The sequence below is a fragment of the Dehalococcoidales bacterium genome, from assembly GCA_041656115.1.
In the GTDB taxonomy this organism is placed as follows: domain Bacteria; phylum Chloroflexota; class Dehalococcoidia; order Dehalococcoidales; family UBA5627; genus UBA5627.
Window position 1 is genome coordinate 16,658 of record JBBAED010000002.1, and the last position, 19,500, is coordinate 36,157.

Consider the following 19,500-nt stretch of genomic DNA (forward strand, 5'->3'; position numbering starts at 1 on the left):
AAATCAGGTCAACGGAGTTTTGGCGTAAAGGGCTATTTGAGAGGAGAGATTTTAAGATTAAAAAGGCCTTTAAGCATACCGAGGCTTTGCGCTAAGAAGTTTAATAAGAAATAGGGGATATATTGCGGCTTACCTTTTAGCACAGAAAGCGCTATCCAATAGAGAAGTATTAGCGGCGGCCAAAAACGCGGGTTAAAAACGCCGTACTTTTTGATTAAACGCGGGAGAGCCGTAGCTTGATTTGCGCGCGCTTTAAAAACGCTTTTGCAATCCGCTCGGTGGTGATGATAAACAAAGATATAGGAAATCTTTTGTTTGCAGGCGTCTTTTTGGAGCCTTGTTGTAAAATCCAAATCATCACCGTGGGTAATAAACGCATCAAACCCGTATTTTAAAACGGTATCCTTTTTTAAAACAGTTGCCTGCAACCCGCCTGTTTTGCGTCTTTTTTCAAGCAATTTGGAGTTCCAATCAATTGCACGCTCCCAATAGGTAGAAGTGTTGGCAGGTTCAACCGTTGCTGCCACACTTGCGAAACCGCCCTCTTTTAATTCATTAATCAGATTCGAGAGAACATTGGGGGGAAGAATAATATCCGAATCGACATAGGCGATATATTCTTGGGTTGCCTTTTCTGCCCCGATTTGATGGGCAAAACCGGCGCCTAAACCGTTATCGGAATAAATTAGCGACGTATATTTAACGGCAATTTCCAATGTTTTATCCTTTGATAAACCGTCAACAACAATTATTTCAGCCGCATTATTTATTTTTACAGACTCCAGGCATTGTTCTATAAATTTTTCTCCGTTTTTGACTGGTATAATTACAGATATCGGTAAGCGGTTCATAAATCCTTTCAGTTTAAGGTTAAGTTTTTATAAATTTTGGCGTGTCCGTTATTGTAAATAAGGTTATTTGATTCCAGTTCCCAAATAAGCCCAAGCCACTCTTTACTTGTTTTGTCGATATCAAAAACATCGCGATAAGATTGATCAAACCTCTCGGTAAGGGCAAAAAGGGCAGTGGCAGAGCTATTCTGAAACTGCTCTGATTTTTCTTGTATGGAAGCCCAAAGTTCCTTTTCGCTGTTTATATCCCACGGTTGGGCGGGGTGTGCAAGCACGGCATCCGGTATGTAAAAAGCAAAAGAATAGACGGTAACCCCATCGGATATAAAAAGGAGTTCATTTTGGTTAAAATTATTTGCGACAAACTCCCCCGATCTAAGCTCGTATTTATAAATCGACTGGGTATTAATACTCGCATGATTAACCAAGAAAGTGGGTAAGGCAATCAATATCAAAAGTGCGGATAATAAAAGAGGCATATAATTTTGAGTACAAGTAATTTTTCCGCGGTATAAAATATCCGGCACTTTATAGAGAGCGCGAATAATTATCGGCGCTATTAAATAAGGGGCATAGACTAAAATCCTGTGCCACTGGGTCCCCTCTCCGAAAGCCAAGATTGCAATCAGCGAAGCAATCAGTATCCCCCACAAAGCCCCGGTTTCAACCGTTTCGTTAAAATCGAGTTTTTTGATTTTAAAAGCGTTCCTTAAAGCCAAAATAATACCTAAAAGATAAAGCGCGGCCAGCCAAAAATATCTGGTTAGGCCCGCCCATAAGGGAGTATCGGCAGCAAGCGATTGAGAGGCAGTTCCAAATATTGGCATTAATCTTTCCAGCGGATTATTAAAAGCGGCAATAAAATCTTCAATATGGGCGGTTAAATCCCCAAACATGCGTGTCGCCCAAAATATTTGCCAGCTTAAAAATACGAACATGCAAAAAATAATCAATGTTATCGGGAACGTTTTTTGTTTTTTGAGTCTGTTAATAATATAAATACCGCTTAGCGCAAAAATGAAAAACAGCGAAGAAGGGAGATAAGTAATTGTAAGAGCAACAAAAGATAGTATAAATAAAACCATCACGGGCGGATTATCGAGTTTGTTATCCTTTGTCAGTAAATAAAAAAGGATAACAAAGAAAACAGAAGCCGTAACAGCGGGGTGAAAAACCGTTCTGGTAATCAGCAAAGCCCCGCAGATCAGAAAAATTACCGCTAAAGAAGCGGCCTGTTTATTTTTTAAAAGACGGTTAAACAACAAATATAAAAAGATTGCCTGAATTATACTGCAAAAAATAAGAAAAAAGGTGCGGATTTGGGTGATATCGATACCGGTTATTTCAGACAAGGCAAAGCCGGTAAGATGAATTCCGGGGTATTGAAAATAAGCCAGTGTATCATGGGAAAACGGAATTTCTTGAACTTGTGCAAGGTATTTGACATGCCCCATATTAACCAGTCCGTCACACCAGCCGCCGTAAGGGGTAATTACAACCCAAAATCCAAAGAAAACAAGCGCAAATATTGCAATAAGAAGAATCCTTTGCCACTCATTTATACGGGTAAGTAGTAAAATCAGTAAAACCGTTATCCAAAGCAAAAACAAAACACAAAAAAGCCATAACTTATCGCCAAAAATATAAAGCGATTCAACAGAAAAATATTGAAATTTAAGCTTTACGGGGAATAAGAAGATTGCCGAGCTCAGAAGAAGTAATACAATCCAAAGTAATTGGCGTACGTATCCGGGAAGAATCGGTATCAGTTCCGGCGCTTTTTTGAGAAATTCGCTCAACTTTCTTTTTTCTCCGCATTTTTTAGATAAACCGTTAAGAAAACATTTGCCCCCTGGTTGGTGCGGGTAACAAGTTTTAACGGTAATGTTAAAACCGTAAGAATCGGAAAAAATACTTTGAGATAGAAGATGCCAAGTGTTCTTAGAGCTATTTTTCGCAAGCTCTTTTTATCGGGAGAGACAGCGGAAAGCTTTCTGCCAACGGTTTTTGCCACAAACTTTTCCGCAAGCGCGTTAATTCCAATCTTTTGGCTAATAAAGTTACTCCAACTGCGTTCAAATAACTTATACGGTTCAACTTCAAAAAGACTTGCATTAAATCCGTACATGTTAAAAACCGTTAAAAGCGCCAAAAGGTTCCATCTGGTAAGATGGCAGGGCGGCAAATCCCATTCTTCTCTCAAAAAGCGTTCCGATTTAAACCGCCAACGATTACAATTTGGAACACTAAGTGCTACAATTCCACCCGGATTTAATAACCTTTTTACATAATCTATAAAATCAGGAATGTTATCAATATGTTCCAGCACTTGAAAAAAGACGATAACATCAAATTTTGCGTTCGGATTTCGAGCAGCAAACTCTTGGATAGTAAGAGGAAAGAGTTTATCTGATGCCAATACGTTTTGGCTGAATTTAAGCGTTACAACGGCTGTATCGATTCCTGTAACATCATAACCGGCACTTATCGCTTGCTTAATAAACTCACCGTTACCGCATCCGACTTCAAGCAAACTCCCGCCCTTGTTCGGTGAAATTTCTAAAAACCGTTTATGCTCCCAGCGGACGCTGTATAACCCCAAATCCGATAATGCGACGGCAATCCCTCCGCTATCGTATTTATCACCTGAAATAGATTCCAGCGGTAACCAAAACATTACCGTGCAAATATCGCAACAAAACAGCGAGTACCCTTTATAGGTGCTAACCAAGTTTTTATTTGTTTCGTTTTTACATACCGGACATTTCATTTACAGATAGAGCCTCACAATAAAGCATCCCGGAAAACTTCAAGCATTTTTAGCGCCATTTTTTGGGTAGAATAATTCTCTTCGACGTTTCTTCGGGCGTAAGCCCCCATTTTAATTTTCTCGCTTGGGTTTTGTAACAGGTATTCAATCCTATCGGCAAGTTCCTGTTCGTCTCCCAGTCTAACAATAAAACCGCTTTTATTGTTTTGAATACGCCAAGGCATAGTGCCGATATCGGTCCCGATAACCGGCTTACCGCTTGCCATAGCTTCCAACTGCACCACCGGATCAAGGTCAACCAAAGAAGGGACAACTACCGTATCGCAAGCGGAATAAAGCATAATTTTATCTTCAAGCGGAATAACTCCGGTAAAGGTAACATGACTTTCTAAATTAAAGCCGCTAATCATTTGTTTTAATTTTACGGTATAACCGTCTGCCGCTTTATTAAGGGTATCGAAGTATTTTACGGGGCCGACAATTAAAAAGTGCGCATTGTTTCTTTTGTAAGTGTTAATAAAGATATTTGCCGCTTTTATAAGATACTCAACACCTTTTTCGGCACAAACCCTGCCTACAAAAAGAATAACAGCCTTATTTTCCAGCCTGTATTTTTTGATAATTTCAGTTGCATCATAACCGGGCTTATATTCTTGCAAATCGATTCCGGCGGGAACAATTCTTACTTTTCCGGCTGGCACCGCTACCTGTTGCACTATTTTAGCGGCGATTATTTCGTTGGCAATCACCGTTAATTTGGAAGCTTTAATTACTTTGTTTTCAATATAAATTGCTATTTTATCAATTAAGCCGTATTTCATTTTTGTGCGTCTGATAATATGGCTGCCGTAAACTGTTTTCTTTTTTAGATTCGCGTTTAAAAGAAACAGACAAACACCAAAAATCGGAACGCAAAGATAAATAACATCGCTTTGGTTTAATTTGAGCCACTTATTTACTTTAAAAGCCCAAATTATTTGAAACAGAAAAAACTTTAAGGTATACGGAAGCCCTCTCAGTAAACCTTGCTTTAACCTGATTATATTAACGCCGTTTATAATTTCATGTTGAGGATCATCTTGAGAATATTTGCGGTCGATAATAAAAATATTATGCCCCAATTCGGATATTTGTTTTGCCAAATTAAACAAATGGGCCTCAACCCCGCCTCCGGTTTGGGGAGGAATCCGCAGCCATCCGCCGCTAATAAGAACTATATTCATTATTTTTCTTCTTTAATACCGATAATCAGTAAATCGGAGCCGTTAAAAGGTTTCTGCAAAACTTTGTTACCGATTGCAAATATAAGAGATCTAATCCGAACCAATATTTTAATGCTAACCAGGCTTAAAAATGCCTGAAGCGAATTTTGGGATTTAGGGGGCAAAGGCGGCATTCCGCCGGTATAACATGAATCCAATTTAATATTTGTTATCCCGTATTTTTCCAAGGCCGATAAATAAACGTAATGCTTATTAATTGTGCGGTTCGGGGTATCCCAACCCTCTTTTAAAACCCACCCGCGTAGCAGCGGCAAATCCTCAACCCAACGGCTGAACTTAACTGCCGCACAGGATTCATTGGGCTCCGCCATCGCAATTTTACCGCCCGGTTTTAAAACGCGCATTAATTCAGAAACAGCCAAATTAACATCCGGAAAGTGGTGCAATACCCAACCGCAAAAACAAATATCAAACGTATTATCATCAAATGGCAGGCTTTCCAAATCCCCTTGGGACGCTTTAAAAGTAACGCCTTTTTCGGCTGCCCTTCTGTTTGCAACCTCAACTCCGGCAGGGGAAATTTCGATACCGGTGACCTCATTAACTTGCGTTGCAAGCATTATGCCGTAAGTACCGGGGCCGCAACCGGCATCCAATATTTTTTTACCGCAAACATTTGCAAGCCCCAAAAGTTCCAAATGAGAAAGGCGCACTTTATATCCGCGTGAATCCTCCAGCCAATCATCTTCCGGTGTACCGCTGCCAACCAATATCTCAATTGCTTTATCTTGTTTTATTACCATAGTTAAACCTTGCTAGCCGCAAACTCCAATATTTCCGTTAGTGTTTCTTCTAAAGTTATAATCGGTTCCCAACCCAACCTCCTTAATTTGGTGCAATCTCCGATAAGCACCGGTTCATCCAGCGGGCGGAGTAATACAGGGTTTGTTTTGGCTGTTACGGAAATGCCTGAGAGCTTAATAATTTTATTTAAGACTTCATGTATGCTTACTCCATATCCGGAAGATATGTTATACACCTCACCCGGGGTGCCTTTTTCGGCTAAAACGGAAAAGGCCTTGATTGCATCCTTAATATTCAAAAAATCCCTGATTACGTTTAAGTTACCGGTTTCCATTACCTTTGTTTTGGACTTTTCGGCTTCGATTACACGAAGCGCAAAATCATAACAAACCCCGCTTTTTTTCTGTGCGCCGATTACGGAAAAAGGGCGCGTATAAATTATATTTAAGCCGTAATTTTTATGGTAAAGGCGCGCAAATTGCCCCATCGTGGCTTTACTTACGGCGTAAGGATTGGCAGGAAATAAAGGGTGGTCTTCTTTAACAGGTAAAGATGAACCGGTATTACCGTATTCCGAAGATGAGCCGGTAATTAAGATCCGTGGGTTGATATCCGCACATCTTACGGCATCAAGCAAGTTTAACGTACCGCTAACGTTAACGTTTAAATAATTATGCGGGGCTTCCCACGAAGAAGTAATCGAACTTAGAGCGGCAAAATGAAAGATGCAGTCCGGATTTATCGCTTTGATATTTTCCTCTAACCCGTCTTTATCTAAAATGTTTTGTTTAATAATATGTGCTGATTTTTTAAGTTCTTCCGTTGGTGAAATGTTATTAACAAATCCGTAAACTTCAACACCCGTTTGAAGCAGATATTGGGCAAAGTTGGATCCGATAAAACCGGCAACCCCCGTAATTAAACATTTTTTCATATTTGGAACTGTTTCCCTTTTAACGCTATCTTATAGATAGTACTTACTATTTTTAATGCCGCGAACCCGTCATCGCCGCTGCCGATTGGCTCTCTTTTTTCTTTAATTGCGGAAGTAAATTCCTCCCATTCCTTAGCCCATGAGATATCGGCGCCGCGAAACTCGGTGGTTTCATCTTTAAACGGTCCATAAAAATTTCGTTTACCGACTGTTAGTTTTTCGGTTCCGTATGCGCCTCCCAGTCCTTCGATAATGATGTATCCGTTTTTGCCGAATATTTCAAACAGGAATTGGTTTTTCCATTGCGTAAGGCTGGAATGAAGTGAGGCAATCTGACCTTTTTCTGTTTCCAAAATCACGAAGGCATTATCCTCAAGGGATGCCGTTTGCCAAAAATTGGTGGCAATATGCCCTGAAATTCGATTAAAATCACCCAAAAACCAGCGGAATAAATCGATTGCATGAATCCCTTGTTCCGTTAAATGTCCTCCGCCAACAATATTAGAATCCGCCCTCCATTCCTTTTCGTACCCCGGCCTCCCGCAAATACCGTAAACACAACGAATAAAATTGATTTCACTGATAGTTCCTTCGTTAACCAACTCTTTGGCCTTAAAAACGGCAGGATGATGGCGATGATTAAAACCGCACTTGAGAATCACATTGTTATTTTTGGCCGATTCCAGCATTCTTTGGGCTTCCTCTAAGGTATTGGCAAGCGGTTTTTCACAAAGAAGATGCTTACCGGCATTTGTTGCGGCAATTGCCATTTCGGGGTGGAGGTTGGGGGGAGTACAAATCAGTACCGTGTTAATATCATCTCTTTCGATTATATCTTGCCAGCGTGCGCTTGCTTCGCAATTAAAATCCTTAGAGATATTTTCGGCATCCTCGATATTTTTTGAACTAACCATCACCAGTTTACTTTCGGAGTGTTCTTTAAACACGGAAGCACGTCGTTTGCCCTGTAAACCGGCGCCGATTATCCCAACCCTGAATTTATAATCCGCATTTTTTAATTCAGACAATTTATTTCCCTCTTCCGATACCGATATAAGAAAATCCGAGTAATTCCATCTCTTTCATATTGAGCATATTCTTTACGTCAATTAAAATCGGGGTTTTCATTATCTTTTTAATCTCACAAAAATCAAGCGCTTTAAATTCGGGCCATTCGGTAATAAAGGCCAATGCGTCGCTGTTATTTGCGGCGGAATAAGCATTATCACAAAACTCAAACGCAAGGGGCTTCTTTAGAACGCTGATATCGGCACAAGGGTCGTAAGCCTTGACCTTTGCACCTTTTTCTATTAACTCGGCAATAATTGTAAGGGCCGCCGAGCGGCGCAGTGTATCGGTATGGGGTTTATAGGTTAGCCCCAAAACACTGATATTTAAATTTACAAGCGAATTAAATTTCCGTTCCAATTTGGAGATTACAATTGAATTTTGTTTGCGGTTAATCGCTAATACGCTATCGGTTAGCAGTGTATCGCAATTATTTTCCTTCCCGATTTTTTGGATTACTTTTAAATCGCGCGCTAAAGTTCCGCCGGAAAAGCCCAGCCCCGGAAGAAGCGGGATTCCATTCCCGATACGGCTATCGGAGTGCAAAACCTGCATAACATCCAGCGCATCCGCTCCCACCTCATCGCAAATATTGGCAATTTCGTTGCAAAAACTAATCGATGTTGCCAGAAACGCATTTAAGGCATGTTTAGCCGCCTCGGCGCTGCGTAAACCCATTTTAATAATCGGAGCATTTGTAACTGAGAAAAATTTTTCGGCTTTAGTAAGAGCATTTTCCGAATCGGCGCCGATAATAATCCGATCCGGTTGTTTAAAATATGCGATAGCATTCCCCAGCTTCAAATTTTCGGGGCTGTAAACGATATCAAAGCGGGCGGCGGGGTTTTCGGCTTCAATTATTGTTTTTAATACATCACAAGTGCCCACCGGAACTTGGCTGCATATAATTAGCAAGGTTTCACTTTGCAAATAGGGAGCGATGCTTTTACAAATTTCTCGAATAGGGGATAAATCAACTTCGTCGTTATCGTCAAGCGGGGTATCGGCAGTAATCATAATATAAGGGCATCCGCTAACGGTATTTGCAATATCCGCGGTATAACAAAGCGCACCCGATTTAATATTGCCAATGACTTGCTCTTTTAGGTTCGGCTCATAAATTGGAGGAATCCCTCGGTTTAAGTTTTTAACTACTTCAATATCGCTGTCAACACCGATAACACGATACCCCAAATCAGCCAAACCGGCAGAATAAACACAGCCAAGATGCCAAAGGCCGATAACACAAACGTTTTCCATCTATTATTCCTTACCTAAAAGCTGCCTTGCGGCTATTCGAACCGCTTCATCGGATGTATAGCGCGGCATCCAACCGAGGTTTTTGACTTTATCTATATTAAAACGGACATACGGTGCATCACCGCGCCAACCGCGGCTGCCGCCGGTATATTTATAGGTTACGTTTTTTAAACCCATTTCATTACAAACAATATCGGCAATTTTTGTTACGGTAGTGCAAGTATCCGCTCCCAAATTAAATACATCACAATTTTGTGTCGATTTTTCAAAAACGGTTAACATCCCTTGAATGCAATCCTCAACCGTAAAAAAGTTTTTTTCTTGCTTCCCGTCGCCTAAAATTTCCAGCTCGTGGGGGTTAGTTTGCAGTTTTTTTATAAAATCAAGAATAACACCGTGCCACATATTTGCCCCGACAACATTACCGAAACGGAAAATACAGGCACGTATATCAAATAAATGGCAATAGGCTGAAACCAAACCCTCGCCGGCTAATTTACCGGCACCGTATAGGGATATCGGGAGTAAAGGCCCATCGGTTTCAACAAGTTTTTGCGGGGGAACATCGCCGTAAACGGTAGCGCTGGAGGCAAAAATTAAATTCTTTATATTGAGGTTACGCATACTTTCCAATATGCAATAAGTACCGATTGTACAGTTTTTAAGGTCCCAATCGGTGTTGGTATTACCTTTGATGATATCGGTGTTAGCAGCCAAATGCCAAACTGTATCGTGGCCGGGCATAAATTGATTAAGTTTTGCAATATCTAAAATATCCGCTTCAATAAAACGAAAGTTCGAATCACTTAAATAGCGTTCAATCAGTTTTTTGTTTCCGGTTGATAGATTATCGTAAACCGTAACCGAACTCCCTTCACTTAGTAACCTTTTAACAATATGGCTCCCGATAAATCCTGAGCCGCCGGTAATAAAATATTTTCTCATTCAAGTTGCCTCATGTTATAAAATTTATGGACTGAAATATTTTTCGGTAAAGCCGGTTAAGCGCGGCGTTTTATGAGCCGAAAAACCCAAGGCTACGTAAAATAAAACACTTGCGGTTAACCCTAGCGTTTTAAACGCCTGCTGCGGATTTTTAAAAATTAAAACGGTTGTTTTAGGGATTAATTTTAAAAATATGCGCTTAAGTAAATCTTTTTCCCTGTTTAATCCTTGAAGGTCCGAATCATGGGGATAAGCCTTTTTTAATAACGATTTTGAATATCCCTGCCAATAGGATTGCCCTCGAATAAATCTTTGATTTAAGCGATAGGCATATACCCTGTGCCAAACCTTTATATCGGGGTCGAATATAATTTGCTTGGCGGATTTTAAACGCAGATTAATTGAAAATTCGGCATCGTCAACAACCGGGCCGACTTTGGTTTTAATCTCTCCCTGATGCCCGAATTTATCCGCAAACATACAGTAACTAAAAGCCTCTTTCTTAAAAGCCATATTCATCCCGCCGGCACACCTTACAGGCTTAATTTCGTTAATATTTAAAAAGGCGGTGCAGCTTACCAGCCAGTAAAATTCCGTAGGTAACCATTGAAGCGCGCCGTTTTCCCATAGAGGGAGTGCCTGACCGGTCACCCCGATAATATCCTTACCTCTAAATACTTCTACCACTTTTGCGGCCCAGTCCGGAAAAAGAACTGTATCGTCATCAACAAAAGCTATTATTTCACCCCGAGCCCTTTCTACCCCGGCATTCCTGGCTCCCGATGGGCCCAGGCGCTCTTTGGTAAAATAAACAAGTGTGTTATAGATTTGTTTTTCTTTTAGAAATTGATTAATCCGAGAATACAATTCTTCCGAACGTTCGATAATCAAAATCGTTTCCATATTTGCATAACTTTGGGCGCTTACAGAAGTTAATAGCGCCAAAATATCATTTAGCCGTTCCATAGTATAGGAGGGGATAATCAGCGACAGAAGAGGGGTTTGTATATTCATATCTATTTCTCGGATAAGGCTTCCTTAAAGAACTTAAAATCGGCAGCATGTTTTACGGAGGATACCCCAATCACAACCCCTTTTATTTGGGGGATTTCGTTAATATAACGGATTGCCTCATCCGGTTTTAAATACCCGCCGGCAAGGATACTCATCGCAATTACCTCGGTTTGTGGGATTTTTTCCAATATTTCTTCGCATTCTTCTCGGGTCGGGTTCATTTGAAAGCCTGCCTTGTTAAAAGGCGCTACAATTACCGTTTGTGTCAGATCAATTTCCAATTCCAACAGATTTTGAATAAGGAGGACGGGATTACGTGTTATAAAACCGGGTTGAATCCCCATTCCCGACATAAATTTAATAAATGATTGGAATAACCAGCCCATTTTTAACGATAATGCCATTTCGGTTACTATCTCGTGCAGTAAAAAGCAATTAGGGCCATGTTTCGATTTTAAAACAGTTTGTATTTTAAATATTTCATGATACAAATATGCTTTCATTAACGCCTTGGGGTTTTGCAAAAGAACCCCTTTAAACCCGTAATAAATTGCCTTTAAGTTCCCTGATTTTAAGATTTGCTTCGCCAAATAGATTGCCATCCCGGGGGTTCCCAGCTGTGAGGCAAGCCTGACATAATCCGAAGCGGCTGGGGCGATTGCATATAAAGCGGGGTGTAAACCTTGTTTAGTGATTATATCCACGATTTTTAAAGTAAACCCGTTTACTGAAAACATAAACCCGTCAGCGCCGTTTTCAATAGCAATTTTAAGCAAACTTGTGCAGTATTCGGGATTATCTAAATCTCCGCTTCGCGTACGTGCTTTATCTTGTGATAAGTGACTTACCCCGTGAAAAGGGTTATCGCCCACTAAAAGCAGCCTATGACCTTGCATTTTTTACCTGTTCAATTAAATAATCGATTTTAGCAGCCGTATTAAAATCGGGGAAGGCCTTTTTATTTGCAATAATAGCGCTAATAAAATGCTTATTTTCGCGATAATATTCAGGAGCTCCCAATAAAAAAGGTACGTTATCGCTTAGGTCGTGCCTATACAATAATTTACTCTCACCGCAATTAAAATCGAGGTTGATTCTATCTGAATTTACGGAAATAGAGCCTTTTTCGCCGCTGATTATTAACCCGAATTCGGGCAAGCGATATCCTTCTTTTACCCATGAAATATCAAAATCAGCGGTTATACCGCTTGAATTTCGAACGCTAAACTTTGAACCGTTATCGATACCCAATTGATTATTGCTATCTTGGCTAACGGATATTAGTTCAAATTCACCGAATAGCCAAAATGCCAAATCGATAATATGCGCCCCCAAATCACGGGTTGCACCGCCTTTAACCGCAAGGGGATTGGCAATATTTTGGCTAAAATCCGAGGCATAGGCATAAGCCTTAAAGGAAATAATTTTACCGATGGTGTTATCTTTTAAAAACTCTGCCGTTTTTTGATACGTTACGGCAAATCGGCACATATATCCCACCATATTAACCCCGCTGGATTGCTCTGCAAGTTGACATAAGCACTTGGAATCCTCAAAAGAACCGGTTAAGGTTTTTTCAACAAAAATGTTTTTTGTTATCCCTTTTTCGTAAAGATTTTTGATTACGCCGTAATGGGTGGGGATGGGGGTGGTAACATAAACCGCATCATACCTATCGGCAGCAAATTTTTTATAATTATCGGTAACTAAAACACCGCTAACGGCTTTACTTAAAAACCTTTTCATTAGCGGGCTTTGATCATAAATTGCAACAAGCCTTGTCCCGGGGATATTATTAATAATTCCGGCGTGCAATAAGCCCATTTTTCCGATACCGATTATTGCAACTTTTAATTCTTTATCCAATCTCTTATAGCCTTTTTCGTTAGAATCGTTCTTTAATGATTACCCAAAAATCGAAAAATCCTTGCCTAAAAGCGGACACCTTGCTGACATTTGCGATACGCCCGTTATCTATTTGACGCACTTCAGCCACTCTTAGCCCTCTTTTTTTAGCCTTAATAAGCATTTCCTGTTCCATCTCAAACCCGTCGTAGCAAAGATTTAAGTTTAAGAAACTGGTTTTTCGAATTGCATTATATCCGGAACAGACATCCGTATAAGAAGTACCAAACAATAAATTAGTGGTTTTTGTTAAAACCCAATTACCGAATTTATGATGCAAGGGCATTATCGGAGAAGTGTTCAAAAAACGAGTACCCTTTACTAAATCGAATCCGTTTAACAAGGGTTCTATGTATTGCGGCAAATCACAGGGGTCGGTGGAACCGTCCGCATCTATAGTAATTACTATTTCACATTTGGCATCATTAAAACCGCACTTAATTGCATTTCCTTTACCTGTTTTTGATTGTTTAACAATTTTTATGGCAGGGTTCAGTTTTTTGGCAGTCTCAATTGTGTTATCGGTTGAATGCCCGTCTACCAAAATCACTTCGTCTACCCAATCGGGGATTTTAGGCAGAACATATTGCAGATTTTCTTCCTCGTTTAAGGCACAAATTAAAACAGTAATTGGCGGACAGTTTTCCGGTTTTTTAACAGGCATAAAATTTAACTATCCTCTGCAAAACATTTCCGCTGTTTTTTCGGCATCGGCAATAAAATGACGTACCGTTTCACGCGTATAACGATGGTCGGCCATTTTGGTTAATATTATCGGCGGAATTGTAACGACATGAGCGCCGGCTAAAGCCGCAGAAACAGCATCTCCAACAGAACGAATGCTGCCGACAATAACCTTACTTTTATATTCCCAGCGCTTTAGCCAAAGGGTTGAATCGCTAATAACTTTGTTGGCATCGCCGCCCTCATCCGAAATCCTCCCTGCAAAAACACTGATATAGCTGACTCCCGCTTTAGCCGCCATCATCAATTGCGCAACAGAAAGCGTTGCCGTGGCATTAACTTTAACCCCGCAATTTTCGAGCTGCCTCATAACACCATAGCACGGAACACCGTTTTGATTTATCTGCGGAATCTTAACAACAATGTTTTCGGCTAACATATTGAAATGGTGTGCCTGTAAAAGCATTTCGGAAATATTATCGGTTGTTACTTGGGTAAATACAGGGCAGGGGAATACTAAATTTGCGATTTCTTTAATTCGATTTTCTGTATCGCAAACCCCATCTTTTAACATAATTGAAGGGTTAGTTGTAACTCCGTCAATAACCCCCAAATCGGTCCACTTTTGAATCTCATTTATATCCGCCGAATCCAGAAATATCTCCACAATCGCTCCTTTAAATAATTGAATTGAGTTCCAAAGTATTTTTTACAACCGAAACCGCTTGCAACAGATTTGGGCATATGTAATCCGGTTTAACGGAATGTTCTTCCATGTAGCGGCATAACTCGCACTTTTGTTTGCCGATCAGAATTGTACAGCAACCGGCGCTTTTTCCGGCTTGGATATCGGTTAATCCGTCACCAATCATCCATGATGATTTGAGATCGATATTGAATTCACGGGCAGCTTTAAAAATAAGCCCTGGGTTTGGTTTACGACACTCGCAAACTTGTTTTAAATCGGGAACAATTGCCTCGGGATGATGCAAACAATAGTAATCCGCATCAATTGAGGCGTTTTCTTTTACCAATTCATTTAGAAGATGAAGACGAATTGCCTCAAATGTTTTTTCCGACATCTGTTTTTTGGCAATTGCCGGTTGGTTCGAAACAATAATTATTTTGTATCCGCTTTGGCGAAACATGCGAATAGCTTGAGGGACATTTTGAATAATTTCCAATTGTGAAACAAGGAACGGGGAATCAATAATTCCTTGTTCTTGATGATATATCAATTTATTTATTACGCCGTCACGGTCAAGAAATATGGCTTTGTTCATAATTAAATAAATATCACTTCTATTTAAGAGATTCCCATTTCATTTCCGAAGATTTTAATTTCGGATGTGTAACTATTAAATGCCAAATTAGGGCTTGAAACGACTCTGTGTGCGGTGTTAGCGTATCTTTGTTAACAGTCGGAATAACAATACAACTATCAGCAATTTTAGCGGTATAGCCACCGTCACGTCCGACAATACCAAGAACAGTAACACATTTACTTTTTGCAAATTGGAGCGCCTTTACCAAATTAACGCTAATACCGTTTTCAATACTGCCGCCCCCAACGGAAAAAACAAAAACGGCATCATTGGCACTTAAACGGCTAATCTTTAACCACTCCACAAAAACTTGTTCCCAGCCATTATCGTTAATTTGAGCGGTTAGCTCGGAGGCATTATCAAGCGGGGTATAGCATTCAATACCGGCAATTTTCCTAAAATCATTTACGGCATGTGTTGCGTTTGCAGCACTGCCGCCAAGCCCCAAAAAGAACAAACGACCGCCCCTTTGACGAATATTAGAGATAATATTAACCGCCGCTTCAACCTCTTTTTTGTTGATTAAATTTATTATTTCAATTGCTTCGGCAAAGTATTGTTCTGTATAGATCATCGGTTCATCACCATTGTATTTGATAGGATTTTGGTTCCGTCAAAATCAAAATGAAACCTTTCCCACCTAATCCCTTTGTTTTCCAGCGTTTGGATTAATCTTTTTTTCTGTCCGTTTTGAGAGTAAAACATTAAAAAACCACCACCGCCGGCGCCGATAAGTTTCCCGCCGATAGCGCCGTTTTTAAGAGCCAATTCATAGCATTCATCAATAAAAGGATCGGATATTTTATCCGAACGTTTTTTCTTAAGTTCCCAGTGAATATTCATTAATTCACCGAGCATATCCAAGTCACCGGATTCAAGATATTTTCTGGTTTGCAAAGCGATTTCTTTAATTTGATGTAAGTTCTCAATTGTCGGAGAATAATTGCAAATTGATTTATCGTTTTGCTCTCTTAAAATATCCGAGGCGCTTCTTTCTTTGCCGGTAAAAAATAAAACTAACCGGTTTTCAAGCTCATCAATATCATCATTTGAAATTGCCAACGGTTCAGCGATTACGGTCCCGTCTTTTTCAAACACAAGGCACGTAAGCCCTCCGAAAGCGGCCATATATTGGTCTTGTTTCCCGATTGGTTCCCCCAACAGCTCAATTTCAATATGGCAAGCCTCTTCAGCCAGATTTCTTTGAGTGGTATAGTCTTTATTGTAAATATGTAGCGCATTTAAAAGGGCAACCGTAAAGCTTGATGAAGAACCCAATCCGCAGCCGGCAGGCACATCCGCAGCGGAGTGTAGTTCAATGGAGCGTTTAATTCCGATAAATTCTAAAGCATGGCGGAATATTCGGTGTTGAATTTGAGAAATATCGTTCACAATTTCCGTTTGTGAATAATTTAAGCGAATGTTATCGTAAAATCTTTTATGTGCGGTGATATTGCAATATTTATTGATTGCCCCGGCAATTAAAAATCCGCCGTATTTAGCATAATAAGACGGTAAATCCGTACCGCCGCCGCCCAAAGTTAACCGCATCGGAGCTCGAGATAAAATCATTTAGCGGTATTTACCAACTTTCTAAAATCTTCTAAACCCGGTATTGAACCAATTTCATAGAAGCGTTCTTTTACTTCAAAAGCCAATAATTCTCTTTTGTCGATAAGGAAATTAAAAAGGCTCCCCAAATCACAGAAGGTACTTGAGGGGATTTCTGCAAGAACATCTTTACGGAAAATATTAACACCGTATTCAATATAATTCATTTCAAAAAGGGAATTAAGTTTATCGTATTTGATTACAAGATTATCTTTTACTGTGGTATTACTCGGAGAATAACAATTGTTATTTTTGTAGACAGTCATAAGTGCACGCTTGTTATTGGATTTAAAAAGGCGTAAAGCCTCAGAGAAGTTTAAAGATATAAACGAATCACCGTAGATTGTATAAAAAATATCGTCCAGCATTGATTCTGCATTTTTAAGCGCACCCGCCGTTCCGAGCGGTTTTTCTTCATAACTGTAATATATATCTAAACCAAAATCTTTTCCAGTACCAAAATATTCCTCGATTTGAGAACCCAAATGCCCCAAACAGATTAAAACTCTCTTAAATCCGTTTGCTTTAAGCATTTTCAGTTGGTATTCCATAAACGGTTTGCCGTTAATCGGAATCATCGATTTTGGTTGGCAAACAGAAAGCTTACCCAGCCTGGTAGCAAGGCCACCGGCGATAATGACTATTTGAAGATCGTTCGAAGTATTTAGCATATAATAATTTTTTACTAATCGTTAAATTTAAAAAAACCGATACAGATAACAGTATAATTAAGATGTTAAAAGATTGGGAACTTAAACAAGACGATTTGATTCCAGCCGTTTACTGCTTTGGTATTAGTACCCCAACAGGGCAGCGCTTAACACACTCCAAACAAAAATCACAATGGGTACCGTTACCGAAATAAGCAATTTTAGTGGGATAACCTCGGTTAACATAATAGATATGACTGGCCCCGTAGATTTTTTCACAGGTTTGTATACAGATTCCGCAGCGAACGCATTTATTTGAATCATAATCCAAATAAGGGGTGAGGGGTTCTAACGGCAGTTTTTCCTGCGGAAATTTTAAATTTCTTACCCTGCGCCTGTCAATACGAAGATGCGCCATTATTCTTTGCAGTTCGCAATTTCCATTTGACGGACAACCGCTGCAAGTTGAGTGGTGGTCTGCAATTATCAGTTCAACAATAGGACGTACAGCCGCATCCACCGCGGGAGATTTGGTATCGACAACCATGCCATCCTCAACCGGGGTACGGCAAGCAAGCGCTAATTTTGAACCGTTAATTTCTACTTGACATAAACGACATGCGCCGCTCGGGACAAGGTCCGGATTGTAACAAAGATGAGGGATATAAATGTTGTTGGCTAAAGCCACTTCCATTACAGTGGAGCCTTCATCGGCTTCAAATTGACTTCCGTTGATAGTTAAGCATATTTTATTCATCGGCTTGTCCTCCGTTTACGAGGGATTGGCATATCCCGGCAGGGCATTTCTTATCGTTTATATGTGCTTCATATTCATTTCGGAAGTAACGCAATGTAGTTAAAACCGGATTGGGAGCGGTACGCCCCAATCCGCAAAGAGAAGTTTTAAATACCGATTCGCCAAGTTCCTGCAAAATATCGATATCCGCCATTTTGCCGTTACCCTTGGTAATATCATCCAAGATTTCAAACATTTGTTTTGTTCCGATACGACAGGGAAGGCATTGCCCGCAGGATTCATGTCTGGCAAAATCAAGGAAAAACCTTGCTACATCAACCATACAGGTATCTTCATCCAAAACCACCATTCCGCCGGAACCCATAATTGAACCGGCATCCTTTAAGGTATCAAACGATACGGGAAGATTAAGGAGTTCCGCCGGCAGACAGCCCCCTGAGGGGCCTCCGGTCTGAACGGCTTTGAACTTCTTACCGTCCAAAACCCCGCCTCCGACATTATAAATAATTTCGTTTAGCGTCATTCCCATCGGGACTTCGATAAGTCCGCGATTGGTAACTTTACCGGTAAGGGCAAAGACTGCTGTACCTTTACAAGTATCGGTGCCGCGAGCAGCAAACCAATCGGCACCGTTTGTTATAATTGAAGGAACATTTGCAAGCGTTTTAACATTATTAATATCGGTGGGTTGACCCCATAAACCGCTTTCAGCCGGATAGGGCGGGCGGTGCCTGGGCATTCCCCTTTCGCCCTCAATAGAAGCCAGAAGAGCCGTTTCTTCTCCGCAAACAAAGGCCCCGGCTCCTTCTCTAACTTCAACTTCAAAAGAAAAACTCGAACCGAGTATATTACTGCCCAGTAAACCGTATTCGCGCATTTGCTCAATCGCAACTTGGATTCTTTCAATAGCAAGGGGATACTCATCACGAATATAAATATAGCCGCGTTCACATCTATTAGCGTAAGCGGCAATTAACATCCCTTCAAGCACCGAATGCGGATCGCTTTCTAAAAGCGACCTGTCCATGTAAGCGCCGGGGTCACCTTCATCGGCATTACATATCATATATTTTGGAAACGATTCCGAGTTATAACAATCTCTCCATTTAAGAGCGGTGGGGTAGCCCGCTCCACCCAATCCGCGTAACCCTGCTTTTTCAACCTCGTTAATAACCTCTTCCTGAGACATCTCAAGCGCTTTTGCCAAGCCTTTGTATCCCCCGCAGGCAATATATTGAGAAATGTTTTCAGGGTTTATAACCCCGATATTTTTTAAAGCAACCCGTTCTTGGAACTTCATAAAATCAAGTTCAAAGAGATTAGGAATTCCGTTTATTTTTTCTCCCCAAGCACCGAGTGCCAAATCCGGACGATTGTTATCTTTTACAAGATAATCCGTTATTAACTCCGCCGCAGTTTGAGGGGTAAGGTTTTTATAGGTTATGCGGGGTTGCCCCGGTTTTATAATATCAACCATCGGTTCGCAGTAACACATTCCAAGACAACCGGCTTTGTGGACTTTGGCCCTGATACGGTTTTTAATAAGAGCGGATTCCATAGCCTTATAAACAGACAAAGCCCCGGCAGCTTCACCGCAAGTAGCCATACCGATAAATATTTGCGGGATAGAAGGATCCGTAACACTTTGCCATTCCTTTTCGGCTTCTAATCTGAAATCCTCTTTTATCATCCTTTACCT

20 protein-coding genes are annotated in these 19,500 nt (G+C 40.5%); all 20 read right to left on the reverse strand.

Annotation, left to right across the window (positions count from 1 at the left end; genetic code table 11):
* Nucleotides 1–32 precede the first annotated feature (32 nt).
* The 20 genes from WC958_01360 to WC958_01455 all read right to left on the reverse strand — a co-directional run bounded on the left by WC958_01360 (nucleotide 33) and on the right by WC958_01455 (nucleotide 19,491).
* Nucleotides 33–851 carry a glycosyltransferase family 2 protein gene (locus WC958_01360; GenBank protein MFA5628903.1) on the reverse strand — a complete coding sequence of 273 codons (819 nt, stop codon included), beginning with the start codon at nucleotides 849–851 and terminating at the stop codon, nucleotides 33–35.
* An 8-nt stretch (nucleotides 852–859) separates the two neighbouring features.
* Nucleotides 860–2,650, reverse strand: coding sequence for a hypothetical protein (locus WC958_01365; protein MFA5628904.1), 1,791 nt, complete (start codon nucleotides 2,648–2,650; stop codon nucleotides 860–862).
* Nucleotides 2,647–3,621 carry a class I SAM-dependent methyltransferase gene (locus tag WC958_01370; GenBank protein MFA5628905.1) on the reverse strand — a complete coding sequence of 325 codons (975 nt, stop codon included), beginning with the start codon at nucleotides 3,619–3,621 and terminating at the stop codon, nucleotides 2,647–2,649. The genes WC958_01365 and WC958_01370 overlap by 4 nt, the downstream gene beginning before the upstream one ends.
* Before the next feature lie 14 nt (nucleotides 3,622–3,635).
* Nucleotides 3,636–4,844, reverse strand: a complete 1,209-nt coding sequence (locus tag WC958_01375; GenBank protein ID MFA5628906.1) for a glycosyltransferase family 4 protein — start codon at nucleotides 4,842–4,844, stop codon at nucleotides 3,636–3,638.
* Complete coding sequence (locus WC958_01380) at nucleotides 4,844–5,647, reverse strand: class I SAM-dependent methyltransferase (protein ID MFA5628907.1); 804 nt, start codon at nucleotides 5,645–5,647, stop codon at nucleotides 4,844–4,846. Before WC958_01380 ends, WC958_01375 begins: the two co-directional genes overlap by 1 nt.
* 2 nt (nucleotides 5,648–5,649) lie before the next feature.
* The gene (locus WC958_01385) at nucleotides 5,650–6,582 is read right to left on the reverse strand and encodes a GDP-mannose 4,6-dehydratase (protein ID MFA5628908.1); all 933 of its coding nucleotides are present in this window, start codon (nucleotides 6,580–6,582) and stop codon (nucleotides 5,650–5,652) included.
* The gene (locus tag WC958_01390) at nucleotides 6,579–7,610 is read right to left on the reverse strand and encodes a Gfo/Idh/MocA family oxidoreductase (protein ID MFA5628909.1); all 1,032 of its coding nucleotides are present in this window, start codon (nucleotides 7,608–7,610) and stop codon (nucleotides 6,579–6,581) included. The genes WC958_01385 and WC958_01390 overlap by 4 nt, the downstream gene beginning before the upstream one ends.
* 1 nt (nucleotide 7,611) lies before the next feature.
* The gene (locus tag WC958_01395) at nucleotides 7,612–8,910 is read right to left on the reverse strand and encodes a nucleotide sugar dehydrogenase (GenBank protein MFA5628910.1); all 1,299 of its coding nucleotides are present in this window, start codon (nucleotides 8,908–8,910) and stop codon (nucleotides 7,612–7,614) included.
* A 3-nt stretch (nucleotides 8,911–8,913) separates the two neighbouring features.
* Nucleotides 8,914–9,855 (reverse strand): NAD-dependent epimerase/dehydratase family protein, encoded by a 942-nt coding sequence (locus tag WC958_01400; protein MFA5628911.1) that lies wholly within the window; start codon nucleotides 9,853–9,855, stop codon nucleotides 8,914–8,916.
* Between the two features lie 24 nt (nucleotides 9,856–9,879).
* The gene (locus WC958_01405; protein ID MFA5628912.1) at nucleotides 9,880–10,869 is read right to left on the reverse strand and encodes a glycosyltransferase family 2 protein; all 990 of its coding nucleotides are present in this window, start codon (nucleotides 10,867–10,869) and stop codon (nucleotides 9,880–9,882) included.
* 2 nt (nucleotides 10,870–10,871) lie between these two features.
* Entirely contained in the window at nucleotides 10,872–11,765 is an 894-nt protein-coding gene (locus tag WC958_01410; GenBank protein MFA5628913.1) for a hypothetical protein, read from the reverse strand.
* Complete coding sequence (locus WC958_01415) at nucleotides 11,752–12,735, reverse strand: Gfo/Idh/MocA family oxidoreductase (GenBank protein MFA5628914.1); 984 nt, start codon at nucleotides 12,733–12,735, stop codon at nucleotides 11,752–11,754. Before WC958_01415 ends, WC958_01410 begins: the two co-directional genes overlap by 14 nt.
* 19 nt (nucleotides 12,736–12,754) lie before the next feature.
* A complete protein-coding gene (locus tag WC958_01420) occupies nucleotides 12,755–13,438 on the reverse strand; it encodes a glycosyltransferase family 2 protein (GenBank protein MFA5628915.1) in 684 nt (227 codons plus the stop codon).
* Between the two features lie 9 nt (nucleotides 13,439–13,447).
* Entirely contained in the window at nucleotides 13,448–14,125 is a 678-nt protein-coding gene (locus tag WC958_01425) for a transaldolase family protein (protein MFA5628916.1), read from the reverse strand.
* A 10-nt stretch (nucleotides 14,126–14,135) separates the two neighbouring features.
* Nucleotides 14,136–14,741, reverse strand: a complete 606-nt coding sequence (locus WC958_01430; GenBank protein MFA5628917.1) for an HAD family hydrolase — start codon at nucleotides 14,739–14,741, stop codon at nucleotides 14,136–14,138.
* 19 nt (nucleotides 14,742–14,760) lie between these two features.
* Nucleotides 14,761–15,357, reverse strand: a complete 597-nt coding sequence (locus tag WC958_01435; protein MFA5628918.1) for an SIS domain-containing protein — start codon at nucleotides 15,355–15,357, stop codon at nucleotides 14,761–14,763.
* Nucleotides 15,354–16,355 (reverse strand): GHMP kinase, encoded by a 1,002-nt coding sequence (locus WC958_01440; GenBank protein MFA5628919.1) that lies wholly within the window; start codon nucleotides 16,353–16,355, stop codon nucleotides 15,354–15,356. The genes WC958_01435 and WC958_01440 overlap by 4 nt, the downstream gene beginning before the upstream one ends.
* Complete coding sequence (locus WC958_01445) at nucleotides 16,352–17,065, reverse strand: sugar phosphate nucleotidyltransferase (protein ID MFA5628920.1); 714 nt, start codon at nucleotides 17,063–17,065, stop codon at nucleotides 16,352–16,354. Before WC958_01445 ends, WC958_01440 begins: the two co-directional genes overlap by 4 nt.
* A gap of 109 nt (nucleotides 17,066–17,174) precedes the next feature.
* On the reverse strand, nucleotides 17,175–17,801 hold the full coding sequence (locus tag WC958_01450) for a 2Fe-2S iron-sulfur cluster-binding protein (GenBank protein ID MFA5628921.1): 627 nt from the start codon (nucleotides 17,799–17,801) through the stop codon (nucleotides 17,175–17,177).
* A complete protein-coding gene (locus WC958_01455; protein ID MFA5628922.1) occupies nucleotides 17,794–19,491 on the reverse strand; it encodes a NuoF family protein in 1,698 nt (565 codons plus the stop codon). The genes WC958_01450 and WC958_01455 overlap by 8 nt, the downstream gene beginning before the upstream one ends.
* Between the last annotated feature and the right edge of the window lie 9 nt (nucleotides 19,492–19,500).